This is a genomic window from Rhodococcus sp. EPR-157 (assembly GCF_001647195.1).
Classification (GTDB): domain Bacteria; phylum Actinomycetota; class Actinomycetes; order Mycobacteriales; family Mycobacteriaceae; genus Rhodococcoides.
Genome location: NZ_LVCV01000113.1, coordinates 1 through 16,762, shown reverse-complemented (window position 1 = coordinate 16,762; position 16,762 = coordinate 1). Strand labels below are relative to the sequence as shown.

At 63.2% G+C, this 16,762-nt stretch carries 17 protein-coding genes and 1 riboswitch; of the genes, 11 read left to right on the top strand and 6 right to left on the bottom strand.

Annotation, left to right across the window (positions count from 1 at the left end; all coding sequences use genetic code 11):
- Window positions 1-63 precede the first annotated feature (63 nt).
- Complete coding sequence (locus A2J03_RS04695) at window positions 64-390, top strand: hypothetical protein (RefSeq protein WP_082897588.1); 327 nt, start codon at window positions 64-66, stop codon at window positions 388-390.
- Between the two features lie 19 nt (window positions 391-409).
- Here the strand turns inward: A2J03_RS04695 and A2J03_RS04690 are convergent, their stop codons facing one another.
- From A2J03_RS04690 to A2J03_RS29710, 5 genes are all read right to left on the bottom strand, one after another.
- Entirely contained in the window at window positions 410-1,132 is a 723-nt protein-coding gene (locus A2J03_RS04690) for an ABC transporter ATP-binding protein (protein WP_068370285.1), read from the bottom strand.
- On the bottom strand, window positions 1,129-1,977 hold the full coding sequence (locus A2J03_RS04685) for an ABC transporter permease (protein WP_082897587.1): 849 nt from the start codon (window positions 1,975-1,977) through the stop codon (window positions 1,129-1,131). The genes A2J03_RS04690 and A2J03_RS04685 overlap by 4 nt, the downstream gene beginning before the upstream one ends.
- Window positions 1,955-2,959, bottom strand: coding sequence for an ABC transporter substrate-binding protein (locus A2J03_RS04680; protein WP_442971320.1), 1,005 nt, complete (start codon window positions 2,957-2,959; stop codon window positions 1,955-1,957). Before A2J03_RS04680 ends, A2J03_RS04685 begins: the two co-directional genes overlap by 23 nt.
- Window positions 2,956-3,654, bottom strand: coding sequence for a TenA family protein (locus A2J03_RS04675; protein WP_082897586.1), 699 nt, complete (start codon window positions 3,652-3,654; stop codon window positions 2,956-2,958). Before A2J03_RS04675 ends, A2J03_RS04680 begins: the two co-directional genes overlap by 4 nt.
- 5 nt (window positions 3,655-3,659) lie before the next feature.
- Window positions 3,660-3,759: riboswitch (TPP riboswitch) on the bottom strand.
- 93 nt (window positions 3,760-3,852) lie between these two features.
- A complete protein-coding gene (locus A2J03_RS29710) occupies window positions 3,853-4,491 on the bottom strand; it encodes a hypothetical protein (RefSeq protein ID WP_082897589.1) in 639 nt (212 codons plus the stop codon).
- 75 nt (window positions 4,492-4,566) lie between these two features.
- On the opposite strand from A2J03_RS29710, the gene A2J03_RS04665 reads away from it, so the two are divergent.
- The 10 genes from A2J03_RS04665 to A2J03_RS04620 all read left to right on the top strand — a co-directional run bounded on the left by A2J03_RS04665 (window position 4,567) and on the right by A2J03_RS04620 (window position 16,031).
- Complete coding sequence (locus A2J03_RS04665; RefSeq protein WP_068370282.1) at window positions 4,567-6,108, top strand: carboxylesterase/lipase family protein; 1,542 nt, start codon at window positions 4,567-4,569, stop codon at window positions 6,106-6,108.
- 55 nt (window positions 6,109-6,163) lie between these two features.
- Window positions 6,164-7,681: an ATP-dependent DNA ligase gene (locus A2J03_RS04660; protein ID WP_068370280.1), complete on the top strand. Its 1,518-nt coding sequence runs from the start codon at window positions 6,164-6,166 to the stop codon at window positions 7,679-7,681.
- Window positions 7,682-7,797: 116 nt separating this feature from the next.
- Window positions 7,798-8,637, top strand: a complete 840-nt coding sequence (locus tag A2J03_RS04655; protein WP_068370278.1) for a nitrilase-related carbon-nitrogen hydrolase — start codon at window positions 7,798-7,800, stop codon at window positions 8,635-8,637.
- Window positions 8,638-8,658: 21 nt separating this feature from the next.
- Entirely contained in the window at window positions 8,659-10,080 is a 1,422-nt protein-coding gene (gene hydA / locus A2J03_RS04650) for a dihydropyrimidinase (RefSeq protein WP_068370276.1), read from the top strand.
- A 3-nt stretch (window positions 10,081-10,083) separates the two neighbouring features.
- Complete coding sequence (locus A2J03_RS04645) at window positions 10,084-11,115, top strand: TIGR03842 family LLM class F420-dependent oxidoreductase (protein ID WP_068370274.1); 1,032 nt, start codon at window positions 10,084-10,086, stop codon at window positions 11,113-11,115.
- Window positions 11,112-12,038 (top strand): ABC transporter permease, encoded by a 927-nt coding sequence (locus A2J03_RS04640; RefSeq protein ID WP_231912366.1) that lies wholly within the window; start codon window positions 11,112-11,114, stop codon window positions 12,036-12,038. The genes A2J03_RS04645 and A2J03_RS04640 overlap by 4 nt, the downstream gene beginning before the upstream one ends.
- 23 nt (window positions 12,039-12,061) lie before the next feature.
- Window positions 12,062-12,811 (top strand): ABC transporter ATP-binding protein, encoded by a 750-nt coding sequence (locus A2J03_RS04635; protein ID WP_231912365.1) that lies wholly within the window; start codon window positions 12,062-12,064, stop codon window positions 12,809-12,811.
- Window positions 12,808-13,584 (top strand): ABC transporter permease, encoded by a 777-nt coding sequence (locus A2J03_RS04630; protein ID WP_068370270.1) that lies wholly within the window; start codon window positions 12,808-12,810, stop codon window positions 13,582-13,584. The genes A2J03_RS04635 and A2J03_RS04630 overlap by 4 nt, the downstream gene beginning before the upstream one ends.
- Complete coding sequence (locus tag A2J03_RS04625) at window positions 13,581-14,723, top strand: ABC transporter substrate-binding protein (RefSeq protein ID WP_231912364.1); 1,143 nt, start codon at window positions 13,581-13,583, stop codon at window positions 14,721-14,723. The genes A2J03_RS04630 and A2J03_RS04625 overlap by 4 nt, the downstream gene beginning before the upstream one ends.
- Window positions 14,724-16,031 carry an aspartate aminotransferase family protein gene (locus tag A2J03_RS04620; protein ID WP_068370267.1) on the top strand — a complete coding sequence of 436 codons (1,308 nt, stop codon included), beginning with the start codon at window positions 14,724-14,726 and terminating at the stop codon, window positions 16,029-16,031.
- Window positions 16,032-16,102: 71 nt separating this feature from the next.
- Here the strand turns inward: A2J03_RS04620 and A2J03_RS04615 are convergent.
- The coding region (locus tag A2J03_RS04615; protein WP_331712354.1) for an FAD-linked oxidase C-terminal domain-containing protein at window positions 16,103-16,762 on the bottom strand (660 nt) is incomplete at its 5' end.

Sequence of the window (16,762 nt, the reverse complement as noted above, 5' to 3'; positions counted from 1 at the left end):
TGATGGTCATGATGTGTGTCGATCCGTATCTCGCCCTGCATCAGGCCGGGTTGCTATGAACCAGTGGACTCACCTCACCCTGACACGCAGGGCATCGACAGTGGGCTCGACCCAGTATCCCTGATCTCCGGCGCTGGCAGCGTCGTGGACGGGAACATAGACTTCTACACGCTCCCCGTGGAGGGGTACGAGACGGTGGACGGGCAGGACGTCAACATCGTCGACGTCGACCGGCTCCGCACCGACACCGCAGTCATCCTCGACCCGCCGGCGGACCCGATGCAGCCCAACGAGACTCAAAGCGCCGAGGCCGACCCGGCTCCTCGCTCCGATGGGGACTCGGCGCCGGCCGGCATCTACGTCGACGGCGGGGTTCCCTGCGTCGCCTAGTTTTCGTGTACGGCGGACATCAGTGCGAGGTGTTGATCAGTACATCCATCAGCTCGGCTTCGACGGCAGCGAACTCCGGTGTCGTGACGATCAGAGGATCACGTGGCCGCGGTAGCGGAACCACAACTTGGCGTCGAACGCGTGCAGGTTTGTCCGACAACACGATCACTCGATCGGACAGGTACACGGCCTCACGGATATCGTGGGTGATCATGAGTGCCGTCCACCCGTACTCGAGCCACATGTCCTGAAGCCAGCGCTGCATGCTGGTGCGCGTCAAAGAATCGAGTGCACCGAAGGGTTCGTCGAGAAGCAGTAGGTCGTGGCCTTGCACGACGGTGCGGAGCATTGCCGCGCGCTGGCGCATGCCGCCGGACATCTCCGACGGCCGTGCCTTCTCGTACCCGTCCAGCCCGAAGGTAGGAAACAGTGCGAGCGCCATTTCCCTGGCCTTCTTCTTCGGTACGCCCCGAACTTCCAGACCCAGAGTCGTGTTGTCCAGCACCGTTCGCCACGGAAACAGCAGGTCCTTCTGTGGCATGTACGCGCTCTCCGGTGCATCGACGACGCCCGAGTCCGGGGTGTCCAGGCCGGCGAGCATGTTGAAGATCGTGCTCTTACCCGACCCGCTCGGTCCGATCACCGACACGAATTCGCCGGCTTCGACATCGAAGTTCACGCCGGCGAGTACGTCGCGCCCGCCGAAGGACTTGGTGAGATCCGATACGTGCACTCGGCTCATCGCGGTCGTTCTTCCGGAGTTCGAGTTTCCAGAGCCCACGGTGCGACCATGCGCTCGACGGCGTAGGTCAGCAGAAACAACGTCACGCTGATCACCGCGGTCACGAGCACCGCGGCCAGCACGAGATCGGTTCGAAACGAGTTCTTCTGCTGGCTCATGTAGATGCCGAGTCCGGCACTTGCGCCTGCGTATTCGGCAAATATCGCGCCGACGACCGCGTAGGTGACCCCGATGCGGAGCGAAGTGAAGAACCGCGGCATTGCCGATGGCAGTCGGACATAGCGAAATTGCTGCCAGCGGCTTGCTCCCATGCTCGCCAACAGGGAACGGGCATCGCGATCGGCTGCGGCGAATCCTTCGATGAGCCCGATGGCCATCGGAAAGAACGTCGCCAGCGCGATCACGAGAATCTTTGGCAGTAGTCCGAAACCGAACCAGATGATCAGCAGCGGAGCAATAGCGATGATCGGCAGCGTCTGCGACACCACGAACAGAGGAACTACCGCCCGTCGCAGCCACGGAGAGAAGTCGACTGCGACGGCGAGAATCCACGCCACGAGCAATGACACTGCGAATCCGACGATCGTCACCTGCACCGTTGCTGCGGCGTTCTCGGCAATGGCCTCTCGATGCGCCCAACCCTGACTGACGATGCGCGACGGCGACGGCAGTACTTGTGGCCTGATGCCGCTGACCGTGACGTAGACCTGCCATGCAACGACGAGTACGAGAACAATCGTCGCGGACGGCAAGGCGAATCGGATGGCGGCACCGAGACGACGGTCGGCCTGGCCGGCCGGTTCGGCCACGCCGACCGCCGTGCTACTGACCGCTGAGGTACTCATCGGTGAAGTAGGTGGACCAATCGGGCTCGGTGTCGAGCGCATTTCCACCTTCGTCGACGAGAACACCGTTCTCGTACAGGAATTTCGAATATTCGGTCCACTTGTCGAGATTCTGACCGCCGACGGTGCCCGCTGCGTCCTTCATGTACTTCTCGGCCAGCATCTGCTGGCTCTCGAACACCAAGGACTCGTCGGTGAACGTGCCGGGGTTGGCATCGATGAGGTCCTGAGCGGCGCGCTCCGGTTCGTCGGCGGCGAACTGGTATCCGCGCTGCAACGCCTGGACGAACTTCTTTCCCTCCTCAGGGTTGTCGGCAAGCCAGTTCTCGTTCCCGCTGATCGTGATTGCGTACGCGTCGGGGAAGCCGTAGTCCGTGCTCTCGAAGTACTTCATCGGCGTCCCGCTGTGTTCGGCTTCGAGGCCTTCCCATGCGAGGTACGACACGGTGAAGTCTGCAGTGCCCGAGTACACGGCCTCGTAGGCAGAGGTGCCGAGCACCACGGTCTCGTATTCGCCGGTGCCACCGTCGTTCTGGATGATCTGCCGTAGGCCGGCTTGTTCACCGGTATCGCCGAACCCGGCGTACACCTTGCCGTCCAGTGCCTTCGGGCTGGGAATGTCGTCGCGGTCGGCGCGTACGCCGATCGCGGTTGCCCAGTGTTGCAGCGGCGCGAGCACCGAGATGATCTGCGCACCTGCGGCTTTCGCGAAGGTCGTAGAGCTTTGAGTGCTGATGCCGAACTCGGCATTGCCCGAATCCACGAGTGTGTCCGGTGAGGTGTTGTTGTAGGGAAGCACCTCGACGTCGAGTCCGGCGTCGGCGAAGAAGCCCTCTTGGAGAGCCACATACAGTCCGGTGTGATTGGTGTTCGGCGTCCAGTCCAGGGCGAACCGGATGGTGTCCGAATCGTTCGTCTGTGCACAGGATGACAGAGCGACGATCGACACCGCTGCGACGGACAAAGCGAATAGTCTTCTCACAGCGACACCGGCCACGGCGTCGGATGCAATGCGGTGTCCCAGAACATCAGCTCGTATCGAGTGGCAGAGACGAAGGACCGGATCATCGACTCGCGCTCGGCCTCGGTCGCGAGCGCCGCTGCCTCGTCGACGAGTCTGCGCGCGCGGTCGACGACAGTGCGGAACTCTTCGGAGTCATAGGTCGAAACCCAACGCGCATAGGGATGTTCGGGGTCCGCCAGCAGTACTTCCCTGGCGGCGCCTGACAGTCGGACGGCCACGTCGGCGTAGATCCAGAAACACGGCAGAACTGCCGCTGCCGCAACCGCGTACGGCTCCGTCGCTGCCGTGGCAATCAGGTACGAGACGTATCCCAAGCATGCCGAGGAGTGTTCGGCGGGTGAGCCATGGCTGGGCAGTACTTCGCTCGACAGTAGCGAGTGGTGCAGTGTCGCTTCCTCGACGGCGCCGGCCGCCGAGGTGGCCCAGAACGCCGCGGTTGTCGCATCGGGCGCTTTCGAGGCGAGGATCGACAGTGCCTTGGCGTATCCGGCCAGGTAGAGCTCGTCCTGCTCGATATAGGTACGGAACGCGTCGAGCGGCAAGGAGCCGTCGCCGAGCAACCGCAGAAATTTCAAGTCGTCGATTGCGGCGCGCAAATCGGCCGCTGCTTCCCACAATCGATCCGTATGGCGGACAGAGTCCACCGAGTGCATAGGCGTAGTCATCGCCTCGACATCCCTTCGTCAGCATTACCTGCATCAGGTTCGACGGGTGTGATCTCAGCATCCGCATGTGCGGACGCACCCCGTGTCAGAACATCGCCGACCATACATCATCGCGCCTGGAGGCCCGTGCGTGAGCACAGATGGCCGGAGGCAATCGCCCGAGCGAGGGGTCGAGAACGACGTGAGCTACTTCAGCTCGAACGCCGAGTCCGACACGGTGAATCCGTGACCTACCTGGTCCGAGCAGCTGACGCCGGTCTTTTCCTCGACCCGGCACATCACCCCGTTCGAGCTGCCCGAGCCCGGAATCGACAGCGTCTCGCCGTACGGCAGTGCGCGTGCCGTGCCGTCGAACCTGTGGAAGCGGGGATCGCCCGAGCTGAGAAATCGGGCAGGTGACCCGGCGGTCAGCTCGATGGTGTTCGGAGCGACCCGCGAATCAGGAGCGCTGCTGCCCTCGACGCGGGGAGCGGTCGACGGAAATTCTCCGTGGCAGCCGGCAATCGATGTGTCGGTGACGAACACCGCACACTCGAATTTTCCACTGGGAGAGGTGAAGTAGTAGAAACCGTCGCTGCCTTCGAATCGCGAGGGTTCGGCGGTGGGCGGAGCGGTGGTGGTGGTACGGGAAGGTTGCGACGAACTACTGCTCGGTGTCCCTGTCGTGCTCGGTGTCGGGCTGGTAGTGCGGACAACAGACGGTGGATCGGTGTCGACGGTCGCGAGTGGCGCGGTTGCAGTGCCGTCGACGGCGGAGCTGCAGCCGGCGAGAAGTACCGCGCAGAAAGCACACGCTGAGCCACCGTATGCCCGCAGTCGGTTCATCCTGCCAGCATAAACAACGAGGTCGCTCATCCGGAGTTGGTACGTTGGCGTTCGTCGAGCAATCAAGGAGGTGCCATGAGTGACGCGACATGCCGAGTGCACACGCCCTACGGGGAGGTGGTCGGCTATCTGGACGGCACCGTGTACGCCTGGAAGGGCATCCCGTACGCGGCGGCACCCGACGCCGACCATCGATTCCGATCTCCGCGCCCGGTCGAGCCGTGGTCGGAGCCGTTGGATTGCCGCAAGTTCAGCGCGGTCGCTCCGCAAGGACTCGACAATCCTGTCCCGATGGACCCCGACATTCCGATGTCGGAGGACTGCCTGTCGGTGAACGTGTGGGCGCCCGAGCCCGACGGAACTCCGCGGCCGGTCATGGTCTGGATCCACGGCGGCGCGTACTCGCTCGGGTCTGCAGCGCAGAGCGTCTACGACGGGCGCAACCTCGCCGAAGTCGGCGATCTGGTCGTCGTGACCGTCAACTATCGAATCGGGGCCTTCGGCTTTCTCGATCTGTCGTCGTTCTCGACGGACGACACCGTCTTCGAGTCGAATCTCGGTCTTCGCGACATGATCGCCGCGCTGGAATGGGTCCAGCGGTGTGTCGAGTCGTTCGGCGGTGACTCCTCCAACGTGACGGTGTTCGGCGAATCCTCCGGCGGTGCGTCGGTGACGACGCTGATGACGTCGCCGAAAGCCGAGGGACTCTTCCACCGCGCCATCGTGCAGAGCGCCCCGGCGACATCGGTGTACGGGCCCGAACGTGCAGCGCAGGTGGCGTCGCGATTTCTGGAACTGCTCGACATCACGCCGGACCGAGTGCACGAACTCGAGTCCATCGACTTCATGCGTGTCGTCGAGGCCGGTGACACGCTGTGCTACGAAGTTCCGACGAAGGTGCCGGGAACGTTGGGCATCGCCCCCGTCGTCGATGGCGACATAGTTCCGCGTTACCCGGTTGCAGCGTTCCAGAAGGGCTTTGCGCACCGCATCCCGATGATCATCGGAACCAACCACGACGAGGCGTCGATATTTCGCCTGATGAAGTCGCCGCTGATGCCCGTAACCTCGGACACCGTCTCCGAAATGTTCAGGGCGATCGCGAACGACCACGCGGAACTGCCGGCTTTCCGTGTCGCCGAAATCATGTCTGCCTATCCGGATCGGTCCAAAACCGCTGGTGCACTGGCCATGTCACGGGACGCCGGTTTCAAGATGCCGAGCCTGTGGATCGCCGACGCACACAGCAGACACTCGCAGGTCTGGATGTATCGGTTCGATCATGCGACACCCATGCTGAAGGCGGCTCGGATCGGAGCCGGCCACGCAACCGAATTGCCGTACGTCTTCGGCAATTTCGGTACCCTGAACCGGGATCCTACGTTCTGGCTCGGTGGCCGCAAGGCGGCGATGGCAGTCTCGGCCAGGGTGATGAAACGGTGGGTAGCGTTCGCCCGTCACGGTGTTCCCGCAACTCTCGACGGCGGCAAGCACTGGCCTCTGTACGTCGAACCGAGGCGTGCGACGTTGGTGATCGACGGCCAGGATACCGTCGTCGACGATCCGGACGGTGAAATGCGGGCCGCGTGGGGAGACCGGGTGCTCGGCTTCAGCTGACGGCAGGGTTCGACTGCAAGGGTTGAAGCCGGACGGTTCCGGCTACCTTTCTACTGTGCTGTTCACTCGAATCATCGATACCTCGGTTGCCGTGAGCGCCACGCGGTCCCGAAAGGCCAAGATCGATGCACTGCAGACGTTGCTCGCGGAACTCGACACCACGGACATCGACACCGTCGTGTCGTGGTTGTCGGGGGAGTTGCCGCAGGGGCGCATCGGTGTCGGGTGGCGGACCCTCGCCGATATCGACGTTGCGCCTGCCGCTGTCGGCACGCTGACGATCGCCGAGGTGGACGGTGCGATCTCCGCTGTCGCTACGACCTCCGGATCCGGATCGGCTGCGCGGCGGCGTGAACTGCTCGTCGAGCTGCTTGCGGCAGCGACGGCGGACGAGCGCCGCTTCCTCGTCCGGTTGCTGACCGGTGAGCTTCGGCAGGGAGCGCTGGAGGGAATCATGACCGACGCCATCGCCAAGGCCGCCGGTCTCGAGCTCGCGCCGGTACGACGAGCGTTCATGTTGTCCGGAACGCTGTCGGCGACGGCGACCGCGGCGCTGACCGGGGGAGCAGAGGCGCTGTCGCAGTTCGGTCTCGAGGTCGGCCGACCGGTCCGACCGATGCTGGCGTCTCCGGCGGAGACGCTGGAGGCCGCGTGGACCGAACTGGATGGGGACGTCAGCGTCGAGTACAAGCTCGATGGTGCCCGAATTCAGGTTCATCGGAGTGGCGAAGACGTGCACGTCTACACCCGCACCCTGCGTGAGATCACCGATGGCGTGCCCGAGCTGGTGGAGTTGATCCGCGGGCTGCCGTGCACGTCCGTCGTGCTCGACGGTGAGACCCTCGCGCTGACCGACAGTGGACGACCGAGACCCTTCCAGGAAACGATGAGTCGGTTCGGGGCCCAGAGCACCCACCAACTGCTGCTGAGCCCCTACTTCTTCGACTGCATCCACCTCGACGGCGTCGACCTGTTGGACGAACCGCTTCATACGCGTCTCGACGCGCTCGAACGCGTTGCGCCCGGTCATCGCATTCCTGCCCTCCTCCGTCCCGACGCAGCAGCCGCGGCCGCACATTTCGACGATGCCCTCGGTGCCGGACACGAGGGCGTGATGATCAAGTCGTTGTCGTCGAGCTACGCGGCGGGCCGTCGGGGACGCACCTGGCAGAAGGTCAAACCCGAACACACCCTCGATCTCGTCGTCCTGGCAGCGGAATGGGGCTACGGCAGGCGCACCGGTTGGCTGTCGAATCTCCATCTCGGTGCTCGCGATCCGGACGGCGGAGCGCCGATCATGGTCGGCAAGACCTTCAAGGGTCTGACCGATGCCCTGCTGCAGTGGCAGACCGATGAGTTCCCGCAGCACGAGCGTTCACGCGACGAACACACCGTGTATCTGAATCCGGATCTGGTCGTCGAGATCGAACTCGACGGCGCTCAGGTCAGCAGTCGATATCCAGGTGGTGTAGCGCTGAGATTCGCACGCGTACTGCGATATCGGCCCGACAAGACCGCCGCCGAAGCGGACACGATCGACGCGGTCAGGTCGCTGCTGCTCCCCTCGACCTGAGTCGTTACTCGGTCGAAACTTCGCTACGTCATGTTGTAACACGATTGACCGCACGCTCACCCCGTGCATCACTTATGTTGAGGAGGCAAGCGACGCGAGGGACGGAGTGACACAGCATGTCAACAGTTCGAGCGGCCCTGGTCCAGACAAACTGGACCGGTGACAAAGAGACCATGATCAAGGCGCACGAGGACTATGCCCGAAGTGCAGCCGAGCAGGGCGCGAAGGTCGTCTGCTTCCAGGAACTGTTCTACGGTCCGTACTTCTGTCAATTGCAGGACTCCAAGTTCTACGAGTACGCCGAGTCGGTGCCCGGTCCGACCGTCGATCGTTTCGCAGCCTTGGCCAAAGAACTCGGCATCGTCATGATTCTGCCGGTGTACGAGCAGGAACAGCCGGGCGTTCTGTACAACACCGCGGCCGTCGTCGACGCCGACGGCACCTTCCTGGGTAAGTACCGCAAGCACCACATTCCGCACGTGAACGGCTTCTGGGAGAAGTTCTACTTCCGTCCGGGCAATCTGGGCTGGCCGGTGTTCGATACCGCGGTCGGCCGAATCGGGGTCTACATCTGCTACGACCGTCACTTCCCCGAGGGTTGGCGCGCCCTCGGTCTGGCGGGAGCCGAAATAGTCTTCAACCCCTCGGCAACCTCACGGGGCTTGTCCAATTATCTGTGGAAGCTCGAGCAGCCCGCCTCTGCGGTGGCCAACGAGTATTACATCGGCGCGATCAACCGCGTCGGGATCGAGGCCGACTACGGCGACGACGACTTCTACGGCACCAGCTACTTCGTCGATCCCGAGGGGAAGTTCGTCGGCGACGTAGCCTCCGACACCGAACCAGAGGTGATCGTCCGCGACCTCGATATGGATCTGATCAAGGTCGTTCGCGATCGTTGGGCGTTCTACCGCGACCGCAGACCGGACGCCTACGCGCCTCTGGTGAAGCCCTGATGATGCGGCGGGAGTCCTGACATGGGTACCACTTTCGTTCACGGCGGCACCGTCGTATCACCCACGGGCGCACAACTACTCGACGTTCTGATCGACGGCGACACCATCGTCGCCGTGCTGCAACCGGGATCGACCGCTCTGGCCGCAGACCTGACTCATTCAGCGGACACGGTGATCGACGCGACCGGAAAGTACGTTCTCCCGGGTGGCGTAGACGGCCACACGCACATGGAGATGCCGTTCGGTGGCACATTCGCATCCGATACGTTCGAAACCGGAACGCGAGCGGCGGCGTGGGGCGGGACCACCACCATCGTCGACTTCGCCATTCAGACTCCGGGGCAACGAGTTCAGGACACCCTGGCCCAGTGGCACGAGAAGGCTGCGGGGCAGTGCGCCATCGACTACGGGTTCCACCAGATCATCGGTGAGGTCGACAGTGACTCGCTCAAAGCGATGAGTGAGTTGGTCTCCGAAGGCGTGACCAGCTTCAAGTTGTTCATGGCGTATCCGGGGGTGTTCTACTCCGACGACGGAAAGATACTGCGCGCCATGCAGACTGCGGCGGAGACCGGCGCGCTGCTGATGATGCACGCCGAGAACGGCATCGCCATCGACGTCCTCGTCGCCCAATCGGTAGCAAGGGGGGACACCGCGCCGTACTACCACGGCACCTCGCGTCCCTGGCAGCTCGAAGAAGAAGCCACTCACCGGGCGATCATGCTTGCGAATGTCACCGGAGCGCCACTCTACGTCGTGCACGTCTCTGCGAAACAGGCCCTCGAACAGATCGCGCACGCACGAGGCAACGGGCAGAACGTCTTTGCCGAAACGTGCCCTCAGTACCTGTACCTCTCGCTCGAAGAGCAGCTCGGGGCACCGGGATTCGAGGGAGCCAAATGGGTCTGCTCGACGCCACTTCGGTCACGGGCCGAAGGTCATCAGGACGAACTCTGGCGTTATCTTCGCACCGGCGACGTCGCCACCGTCAGCACCGACCACTGCCCGTTCTGCATGAAGGACCAGAAGGAAATGGGCATCGGTGATTTCTCGAAGATCCCCAACGGAATCGGATCCGTCGAACACCGCATGGATCTCATGTTCCAAGGCGTCAAGACGGGCAAGATCACGCTCGAGAAGTGGGTCGAGGTGTGCTGCACGACGCCTGCGCGCATGTTCGGGATGTACCCGAAGAAGGGCATCGTCTCTCCCGGCGCCGACGGCGACCTCGTGATCTACGACCCGAACGGGCACACCAGCATCGGACTCGGAAAGGCGCACCACATGAACATGGACTACTCCGCCTACGAGGGGTTCGAGATCGACGGACACGTCGACACAGTCATCTCACGGGGGCGCGTGATCGTCGACGACGGTGCGTACGTCGGGGCTGCAGGCCACGGCCGATTCGTCAAACGCTCCCTGTCACAGAATCTCGTGTGACACATGGATATCGGAGTCGTGCTGCAATGCAACCCGCCCGCATCGCGCGTCGTCGATCTTGCGAGACGAGCCGAAACGCACGGATTCTCGCACGTATGGACCTTCGACTCGCACCTCCTGTGGGAGGAACCGTACGTCATCTACAGTCTCATCCTCGCCGAGACCAGACGCGTGACGGTCGGCCCGATGGTGACCAATCCGTCCACCCGGGACTGGACGGTGACGGCGTCGGTATTCGCAACTCTGAACGAGATGTTCGGCAACCGCACTATCTGTGGGATCGGCCGAGGGGATTCGGCAGTTCGCACCCTCGGCGGCAAACCGGCATCGCTCGCCACCTTGCGAGAGTCCATTCACGTCATCCGTGAACTTGCCAACGGTCGGTCGGCGACACTAGGCGACACGACAGTCCAGTTTCCGTGGGCCGGCGCGTCGACACTCGAGATCTGGGTTGCCGCATACGGACCGAAAGCTCTCGATCTCACCGGTGAGGTCGCCGACGGATACATTCTGCAGCTCGCCGACCCGGACATCGCGTCGTGGACGATCGGTCGAGTTCGCGCAGCCGCGGAAGCCGTCGGGCGGGATCCGTCGTCGATCAAGTTCTGCGTTGCAGCGCCCGCCTACGTCACCGACGGCAGCGCGGCGGCCTTGGCGCACGCGCGCGATCAGTGTCGCTGGTTCGGTGGGATGGTCGGCAACCACGTCGCCGACCTCGTTGCTCGATACGGTCACCACAGTGGTGGCATCCCCTCGGCGCTGACGGACTACATCGATGCCCGCAGCGGATACGACTACAACGAACATGGCAAGTCCGGCAATTCGCACGCCGAGTTCGTGCCCGACGAGGTGATCGATCGATTCTGCCTGCTCGGCAGCCCGGCTGAACACCTGTCGAAACTGAAGGACTTGGAGAAGCTCGGAGTCGACCAGTTCGCGGTCTACCTCCAGCACGATGCCAAATCGTCGACGCTCGAATCCTATGGTGAGCACATAATTCCGTTCGTCGGCGAACAGGTGACGGCGACCTCGTGACCGGGATCGACGTTGCGGCGGTAGTGATTCCGCCGCGGAGTCGTGCGCGGGGTCTCCGGAGGCCGACGATGGCCGTCGCCGCGATCGTGTTGATCCTGCTGGTCTGGGAGCTCGTCAAGGTCACCGTCCCGACGAAAGGCGTGTCGGTCGGCAGCGTCCGAATCCTGCCCCGCACCGACGACGGGGCTCTGCCGCACGTCTGGGCGGTGGCGGGTGTCTTGACCGATCCCGAGGTGAACGTCGCGGGTGCTCGTTCGGTGGGTGCGGCGATCCTGACGAGCGGAGCGTTCACGTTCGGGTTGGCGGTTACCGGATTCGTCCTGGGCACCGCAGTCGGACTGGTACTCGCCGTCGTGATGCAGAGGTTCGTCTGGGCCGAGCGCGCCTTTCTGCCCTACATCATCGTCTCTCAGACGGTTCCACTGATCGCGTTGGCACCGTTGGTGGCAGGATGGGGCGGCAAGATCGCGGTCGCCGGATACGCGTGGCAACCGTGGATGAGCATCACCGTCATCGCGTCGTATCTCGCCTTCTTCCCGGTGGCGGTGGGTATGCTGCGGGGGCTCCGTTCGCCGACTCCGGCCGCACTCGAACTGATGCAAAGTTATGGAGCTGGGTGGTGGTCGACCCTGACGAGGGTTGGATTTCCCGCGTCGATTCCGCACCTGATACCAGCGCTGCGCCTTGCGGCCGCAGCATCGGTGATCGGCGCCGTCGTCGCCGAAATCTCCACGGGGACAACCGGCGGCATCGGACGTCAGATCATGGTCTTCTCACAACAGGCTACCGGTGACTCGTCGCGGTTGTATGCGGCAGTTCTAGGTGCGGCGATACTCGGAATGATCGTGACCGGACTGGTCGGGTTGCTCGAATACTCGTTGGGCCGGTACGCGGGCCGCTATCCCCGAGCGCGGGGCGACTAGCGATGGTAGTGGATGCAGTCGTCGTGAACGACGTGGGCAAGGTGTTCGATTCAGCGGGCGTGACTGCTCTGCACGGCATCGACCTGACGGTGTCCGCGGGAGAATTCGTCTCTCTCATCGGGCCGTCGGGATGCGGCAAATCGACGCTGTTGCGCATCGTCGCCGATCTCGAACAACCGTCGTCGGGAAGCGTGTCGGTGTTCGGCAAGACGCCCAGGCAGGCTCGGCTCGACCAGGACTACGGAATCGCGTTTCAGCAAGCGGGCCTGCTGGATTGGCGGACTGTTCGAGCCAACGTCGAATTGCCGTTGGAGCTGCACAAGGTGCCGAAGTCAGGGCGGAGGCGACGGTCGGACGAGTTGTTGGGTTTGGTCGGTCTGACCGAGTTCGCCGACCGATTTCCCACCGAACTGTCGGGTGGAATGCAGCAGCGCGTCGCGATTGCTCGATCGCTCGCGCGGACTCCGCAGTTGCTGCTGATGGACGAGCCGTTCGGCGCGCTCGACGAGATGACGCGCGAGCGAATGCAGGACGACCTGCTGCGTATTGCCGAGGAAACCTCTGCTGCAGTCGTTTTCGTGACCCACTCGATTTCCGAAGCCGTCTACCTGTCGGATCGGGTCGTGGTGATGTCTGCGCGGCCCGGGCGAATCCTGGGTGTACTCGCGATGGACAAGACCTCGACATCCGTGGGAGATCCGCGAGAAAGCCAGTCGTTCTACGCATCGGTCACCTCGGTGCGCGAAGTGCTGCACAGCAGGTCGACGACATGAGGGTATGGCTACCGCCTGTTGTGTTCGGCGTGCTGATGGTGGTGGTGTGGCAACTTGTCACCGATGTCGGCGGGTTGCCGTCGTTTCTTCTACCGTCGCCGTCCGCCATTGCCGAACAGTTTCACGCCAATCTGGGCAATATCGCGGCGGCATCGATCGCGACCGGCAAGAACGCCCTGATCGGGCTGATCGTGGGATCGATACTCGGGCTGGTGTCGGCGGCTGTTGCCGTGCGGCTACGGGTGGTCGACGAATTGTTGTCGCCGATCGCGGCTGCTGCAGCCGCTATTCCCATCGTCGCCCTCGCGCCGGTCTTCAACTCGATGTTCTCGGCAACCACCGACTTCCCTCGACGACTCGTGGTGACGATCGTCGTGTTCTTTCCGGTTTTCGTCAGTGCTGCCAAGGGGTTACGTCAAGTGGCTCCCGTCCACCTGGACTTCATGCGCTCGTGTGCGGCGTCGAACTGGGAGATCACGCGGCACGTACGGTTCCCGATGGCATTGCCGCTCGTGTTCACCGGGTTGCGAGTGGCGGCTCCCAATGCTGTCATTGCTGCCATCATCACCGAGTACTTCGGCGGACTCCAGAACGGACTGGGGTCGCGGATCACGTCGGCGGCGTCGAATACCGCGTATCCCAGAGCCTGGGCATACGTGGTGGGCGCGATCGTCGTCGGTTTGTTGTTCTTCCTTCTCGTATTGCTACTCGAACGACTCGTTGCCCGGCGACCTGCACGTGCAGTGCGGGCGGACTACAGGAGAACCCCGTGATCGCATCTATTGGTCGACGTACCCGAACAGTCGCTGCGGCAGTCATGGCGGTGGCGTTGCTGGCGACAGCGTGTAGCACAACCACCGACACTTCGACCGACGCCGAGGGAAATGCCACGGTCAAGCTGCAATTGCAGTGGTTCAAGCAGGGCCAGTTCGCCGGCTACCTAGCGGCGCTCGATCAGGGTTTCTACGCAGACCAGGGTCTGAACGTCGAAATCCTCGACGGCGGAACCGATATCGTCCCGCAGACCGTGCTCGCGCAAGGGCAGGCCGACTATGCGATTGCATGGGTTCCGAAAGCACTGGCGTCGAGGGAAGCGGGCGCCGGCATCACCGACGTCGCGCAGATATTCCAGCGATCTGGGACGTTGCAGGCGTCGTTCGCCACAGAGAACATCACCGGCGCTGCCGAGTTGCGCGGCAAGACCGTCGGGAACTGGGGTTACGGCAACGAGTTCGAACTGTTCGCGGGGATGACCGAGGCCGGTCTGAATCCGTCGAGCGATGTGACGTTGGTGCAGCAGCAGTTCGACATGAACGGTTTGCTCTCCGGTGACATCGCGGCCGCACAGGCAATGTCGTACAACGAGTACGCGCAGCTGCTGGAAACGGTGAATCCTGCTACGGGACAGCTCTACACGGCCGCAGACTTCACCACGATCGACTGGAACAACGAAGGCGTCGCCATGTTGCAGGATGCAATCTGGGCGAACACCGAGAAGTTGTCCGACGACGCGTATCGGGAGCAGACGGTCAAGTTCATCGCCGCCTCGCTGCAGGGATGGGCGTTCTGCCGGGACAACGTCGAGAAGTGCCGAGACATCACCGTCGCAGCCGGGTCGACGCTCGGCGCGAGCCACCAACTGTGGCAGGTCAACGAGGTCAACAAGCTGATCTGGCCGTCCCCTGCCGGAATCGGAATCATCGACGAGGCGTCGTGGAACCGAACCGTCGAGATCGCCAAGTCGACGAAGAACGCCGAGGGGTCGACCGTGCTCACGGCGGATCCAGATGCCGAGGCCTACAGCAACGAGTACGTGTCGGAAGCTCTCGATCTGTTGAAGGCGGACGGCGTGGACGTGACCGGGGAGTCGTACGCTCCCATACAGGTGACGTTGGAGGAAGGCGGAAAGTAGATGGATCACGTTTTCTATTCCTGGGCGGCGCAGGCCGAGCTGAACCCGGTCACGATCGACGGTGCATCTGGATCGTGGTTCTGGGACGACAAAGGCAACAGGTATCTCGACTTCTCCTCCCAACTCGTCAATGTCAATCTGGGACATCAACATCCGGATCTGGTAGCGGCGATCGTCGAGCAGGCACAGATCCTGACGACCATCTCGCCGACGGTTGCCAACGCGAAACGCAGTGAGCTCGCAGCTCTCGTCGCCGAGCGGGCACCGGGAGATCTGAACCGCGTGTTCTTCACGACCGGTGGTGCAGAAGCGGTCGAGCATGCGGTTCGTTTGGCTCGCCAGCACACCGGTCGAACCAAGATGCTCGCCGCCTATCGCTCGTACCACGGTGGAACCGGGGTGGCGATCGGACTGACCGGTGAACCACGCCGGTGGGGCACCGAACCGACCAACGTCGACGTCGTCCGGTTCTTCGGGCCATACCCGTACCGGTCGCCGTGGGGGACGACGACGCCCGAGGACGAGACGGCGGCTGCGCTCGCGCATCTACAGCAGGTCATCGAGTTGGAAGGTGCGCAGAACATCGCGGGCCTGATCCTCGAATCCGTGGTCGGCACCAACGGGGTTCTCGTTCCTCCGCCCGGTTACCTCGCAGGTGTGCGCGAGCTGTGTGACCGATATGGGATCGTGTACATCGCAGACGAGGTCATGGTCGGATTCGGCCGTGTCGGCGAGTGGTTCGCATGCCAGGCGTGGGACGTCGCCCCGGATCTGATCACCTTCGCCAAAGGCATCAACTCGGGGTACGTACCGCTCGGAGGTGTCGTCATCTCCGAGCGAATCGCCTCGAAGTTCGACCACAAGCCGTATCCGGGCGGGCTGACGTATTCGGGGCATCCGCTGGCCTGCGCGGTCGGGGTGGCGTCGATCGAGGTATTCGAGCGTGACGGGATACTCCCGCACGTTCGATCGGTGGGGGAGGACGTGCTCGGCGGCGGCCTGGCCAAGCTCGCCGAGTCGCACCGCAGCGTCGGCGAAGTCAGGGGTAAGGGTTTCTTCTGGGCCATCGAGCTGGTGAAGGATCAGCAGTCGAGGGAGCCGCTCGTACCGTTCGCGGCGTCGGGCGCGGATGCCGCGCCGATGGCAGAGGTGACGGCCGCGGCCAAGTCGCGAGGTCTGTGGCCGTTCATGGCGGGCAACAGAATCCAGGTGGCTCCGCCGCCCACTACCACCGAGGACGAGATCAGGCAGGGTCTGGAAATCCTCGACGAGGTTCTGGCGGTCGCGGACGAGTGCGCTGCGCGCTAGTGGCGCGAATAAGTGCACGTGAACATACTTAACCGCGCCACTGGGGGCGGAGCCCCCAGTGGCGCTGGGCGCTACAGAACTGCACCTGGATTGAGGATGCCGTCGGGGTCGAGCGCGGTCTTGATGCGCTGCGTCAGCTTCATCACGTCCTCACCCACCTGATCCGGTAACCACGCCTTCTTCAATCGCCCGACGCCGTGTTCCCCGGTGATGGTGCCACCCAGCGAAATCGCCAGGTCCATGATCGCGCCGAAGGCGATATTGGCTCGTCTTTCCATGTCCGCGTCGGCAGGGTCGAAGACGATCAGGGGATGGGTGTTGCCGTCACCTGCGTGTGCAATCACCGCGACGAGGACCTCGTACTTTTCCGAGATTCGCTCGATTCCCTCGACCAGATCCGGTAGCGCAGGTAGGGGAACCCCCACGTCCTCGAGCAGAAGGCTTCCCAACCGCTCTACCGCGGGGATCGCGAATCGCCGAGCCGCAGCGAAGGCCTCGCCTTCATCAGGATCGTCGGTTGTGAACACGTCCGACGCGCCGGCATCGGTACACGCTGCCGCCATGATCTCGATCTCGCGTCGACGATCCACTCCGGCCGAGTCCGATCGCGCGATGAGCATCGCAGCCGCGTCGCGGTCCAAGCCCATCTTCATCGCATCTTCGACGGCACCGATCGACGCACGGTCCATGAACTCGAGCATCGACGGTCGAAGGTTGCGGGTGATGGCCAG

Coding starts and splice junctions, on each gene's coding strand:
- A2J03_RS04665 (WP_068370282.1), top strand. CDS start 4,567: ATGAGTGACGCGACATGCCGAGTGCACACGCCCTACGGGGAGGTGGTC.
- A2J03_RS04690 (WP_068370285.1), bottom strand. CDS start 1,132: ATGAGCCGAGTGCACGTATCGGATCTCACCAAGTCCTTCGGCGGGCGC.
- A2J03_RS04645 (WP_068370274.1), top strand. CDS start 10,084: ATGGATATCGGAGTCGTGCTGCAATGCAACCCGCCCGCATCGCGCGTC.
- A2J03_RS04675 (WP_082897586.1), bottom strand. CDS start 3,654: ATGCACTCGGTGGACTCTGTCCGCCATACGGATCGATTGTGGGAAGCA.
- A2J03_RS04685 (WP_082897587.1), bottom strand. CDS start 1,977: ATGAGTACCTCAGCGGTCAGTAGCACGGCGGTCGGCGTGGCCGAACCG.
- hydA (WP_068370276.1), top strand. CDS start 8,659: ATGGGTACCACTTTCGTTCACGGCGGCACCGTCGTATCACCCACGGGC.
- A2J03_RS29710 (WP_082897589.1), bottom strand. CDS start 4,491: ATGAACCGACTGCGGGCATACGGTGGCTCAGCGTGTGCTTTCTGCGCG.
- A2J03_RS04630 (WP_068370270.1), top strand. CDS start 12,808: ATGAGGGTATGGCTACCGCCTGTTGTGTTCGGCGTGCTGATGGTGGTG.
- A2J03_RS04655 (WP_068370278.1), top strand. CDS start 7,798: ATGTCAACAGTTCGAGCGGCCCTGGTCCAGACAAACTGGACCGGTGAC.
- A2J03_RS04620 (WP_068370267.1), top strand. CDS start 14,724: ATGGATCACGTTTTCTATTCCTGGGCGGCGCAGGCCGAGCTGAACCCG.